2 protein-coding genes are annotated in these 3,690 nt (G+C 45.4%); both read left to right on the top strand.

All coding sequences use genetic code 11. From position 1 onward, the window contains the following. Positions 1-2,596 (top strand): type VI secretion system ATPase TssH (gene tssH / locus IT392_09270; GenBank protein ID MCC6544676.1); only part of this gene is annotated, 2,596 nt, incomplete at its 5' end. A gap of 322 nt (positions 2,597-2,918) precedes the next feature. Continuing rightward, entirely contained in the window at positions 2,919-3,665 is a 747-nt protein-coding gene (locus tag IT392_09265) for a TIGR04255 family protein (GenBank protein ID MCC6544675.1), read from the top strand. Positions 3,666-3,690 lie beyond the last annotated feature (25 nt).

Here is a 3,690-nt window from a genome sequence, read left to right as displayed (position 1 = left end):
TGAAACCTGCCGGAGGGCCCTTGAATCAGCGGCCGGTTTATGTCTTTCTCAAACCCATTATGAAGTGGACATTGAGCACTTCCTTATCAAACTACTTGAAATGCCGGACACTGATATTCAAAAGATATTGAGACATTTTGAGATTAATGAGACTCGCCTGGTAAATGAACTGACGCGGGCTATGGAGGGCTTCAAACGGGGCAATGCGAGGACACCTGCGCTTTCGCCCCGTATTCCAAAGATGGTACAGGATGCATGGCTTATTTCGTCAATTGATTATAAGGCCCCTGTGGTTCGTTCCGGACATATCATTCTTGCACTGATGAGTGTCGAAGAAATGGCCAGTATGCTTAATGCAAGTTCGGGCGAGTTTAAGAAGATATCTGTGGAGACACTGAGCCAGAGTTTTTCAGACATCATCTCAGGCTCCAGTGAAGACCATGAGATGCAATCCGCAGGAGCAGGAATGACAAGTCCCGCCGGCATACCTGCAAAAGGCACCAAGGCGCTTGACCAGTTCACAATAAACCTGACAGAAAAGGCGCGCAAAGGTGAAATTGATCCGGTCCTCGGGCGTGATTTTGAGATAAGACAGATGATAGATATCCTGATACGCCGCAGACAGAATAATCCAATACTAACCGGAGAGGCAGGTGTCGGAAAGACTGCAGTGGTTGAAGGATTCGCGTTGAGGATAGCCCAGGGTGATGTCCCTCCTCCATTGAGGAATGTGGCAGTGCAGACGCTTGATCTGGGTCTCCTTCAGGCAGGTGCAGGGATTAAGGGGGAATTTGAAGGCCGCCTCAAATCCATAATTGAAGAGGTCAAGGCGTCGCCGGTCCCGATAGTCCTTTTTATTGATGAGGCCCATACCCTTATAGGAGCTGGAGGTGCAGCAGGTTCAGGTGATGCAGCAAATCTCCTGAAGCCGGCACTTGCCCGCGGTGAGCTCCGCACAATTGCCGCTACCACATGGGCGGAGTATAAAAAATATTTTGAAAAGGATGCCGCCCTTGCGCGCAGATTTCAGGTAGTCAAGGTTGAAGAGCCTGATGAGGAAAAGGCAATGGTCATGATGAGGGGAATCTCCCCGTTTCTTGAAAAACATCATAATGTCATGATCACAGACGAGGCGCTGCGGGATGCAGTCCGGTTATCCCACCGCTATATCACAGCCCGGCAATTGCCTGACAAGGCAGTGAGCGTCCTGGATACATCCTGTGCGAGGGTAGCCATAGGACTCACAACAAGTCCTCCTCAAGTAGAGGAGGCAATCCGTCAGATTGGCAACATAGAGAGTGAGATGAAGATACTTGAAAAAGAATCACTCATGGGAAATGAACATACCGAACGCCTTGAATCACTGTCAAAAGATAAGGAGGCAGTCGGGATTCGAAGGGATGAGCTCACCACGAAATGGCAGGCAGAGATGGCGGTGGCAAATAAAATAATGGAGATAAGGCAGAAGATCCATGAGGCTTATCTCAAGAACCCTGTTGACCCGTCATTGGCAGGGTATAAAGAAGAGCTGATTAAGATAGAGCAGGAATTAAAGGAGGTGCAGGCAGACTCCCCATTAGTTCAGATTTCGGTTGATTCCCAGACCATCTCAGAGGTTATATCAGGCTGGACAGGAATTCCTACAGGGCGTATGTTGACCGATGAAATTACGGCAGTACTCAGCCTGGAGGCGCTGATCGGGAAGAGGATCATAGGACAGGACCATGCATTAAAGGCAATGGCGCAGATGATTCAGACGGCACATGCAGGCATTGAGGACCCTTCAAAACCAAAGGCCGTCTTTATGTTCGTTGGTCCAAGCGGCGTCGGAAAAACCGAGACAGCCCTTGCCCTCTCCGAACTCCTGTACGGAGGCGAACAGAATCTGATTACAATCAACATGTCAGAGTATCAGGAGGCGCATACAGTCTCAGGCCTCAAGGGGTCGCCTCCCGGATATGTCGGCTATGGTGAAGGCGGAGTGCTGACAGAGGCGGTTCGTAAGCGTCCGTACAGCGTCGTCCTGCTCGACGAAGTGGAAAAGGCCCATCCGGATGTGATTGAACTTTTCTATCAGGTCTTTGATAAGGGTATGCTTGAAGACGGCGAGGGACGCAAGATTGATTTCAAGAATACGCTGATTATTCTCACATCCAATATGGGTACAGATACCATCATGAAGGTTTGCGCCGACGAGGAGACAATGCCTGCACCCGCGGCACTGGCTGAGATGCTGAGGCCTGAACTGATTAAGCATTTCAAACCTGCATTTATAGGGCGGCTCAAGGTGGTTCCCTATTTCCCGATTACTGACAAAAATCTTCGCCTCATCGTCAAACTTAAACTCAATAAAATATCAAAGAGGATGATGGAAAACAGGAATGTGGTCTTCAACTTTGGTGATGAGATAGTTGAATCAGTTGCAAGCAGGTGCACAGAGGTGGAAAGCGGGGCGAGAAATATTGACCACATCCTCACCAACAACCTGCTGCCAGAGATGTCCAAGGAAATACTCTCGAGGATGGCTTCAGGCGAGCAGATAAAAGAGGTGAATGTTTCATTGAGCGATGCCGGGTTTGTGTTTAAGGTAACATAATAGTCCGCAACAACTTACGGTTGGAAAAAAGGTTGAACCGCATTCATTAATTACAGCAGGGTATTCAAGGACGTCCAACTCCTGGTTGAAATGAGTGAAATCGAGAGCAGACCGGACCCGAGGTCGGGTAGAAAAGCAAGGCTGTACCTATTTGTTCCCTGACGTGTAATTCTGGATCAAGTAAAATCTTCGTTGACAGAAAATTATCGCCCTGTTACGCTAACATAGAAAGAACAATTCCTATCACGGTTGATGAAAAACATTATTACATAATTTATACTTCAAACATATTGATAGAGTATAGAAATTTATTGAGAAAAGAATGATGAATAAATATACTTCCCTCTCAAAAGCACCTATTACTGAAGCACTTATAGATATTCGGGTTAAGCCAAAGAAAGGCATAGAGGTAGAACAATTAGACTCTATATATGCCTTAATTTCTGATCAATATCCAAATAGGCAGATACTTAGAAGATTGGAGAGCAGAATCGAATTTAAACAGGAAGAATCCATTGTATCACCTGGTACAGATACCATTAATGGCTATGTCTATACATCCTCTGACCAGATTCAGGTAGTTCAAGCAAAACCAGATGGTCTTACATTCAGCAGATTAAAACCATATGAGACATGGGAACTTTTCCGTGCTGAAGCATATAGATTATGGGAAATGTATGCGGAAATAACATCTCCGGAATTGATTACACGGGTAGCTTTAAGGTATATTAATACACTGAACATTCCTCTCCCGATTAAAGACTTTGGTGATTATTTAACTTCTCCACCAGTCGTTCCGCATGCTTTACCTCAGGGAGTAAGCAGTTTTCTCACACGTGTAGTAATACACGAGTCTTCACTTGATGTCGTAGCCATAATTACTCAAGCACTTGAGCAAATTGTAGATCCTAACTTTGCCCCTATAATATTGGATATAGATGTTTTTAAACAATCACAGATTGGGATGAGTAAAGAGGATGCATGGGATGTTCTGGAAAAATTACGGCACCTAAAAAATAAAATATTTTTTGAAAGTATTACTAATAAATTAAAGGAGTTATTTATATGAGTATAGCAATACAGTGTTTTGATTG

This window comes from Nitrospirota bacterium (genome assembly GCA_020846775.1).
Lineage (GTDB): Bacteria > Nitrospirota > 9FT-COMBO-42-15 > HDB-SIOI813 > HDB-SIOI813 > RBG-16-43-11.
This window is presented reverse-complemented; position numbering and strand designations above follow the sequence as displayed.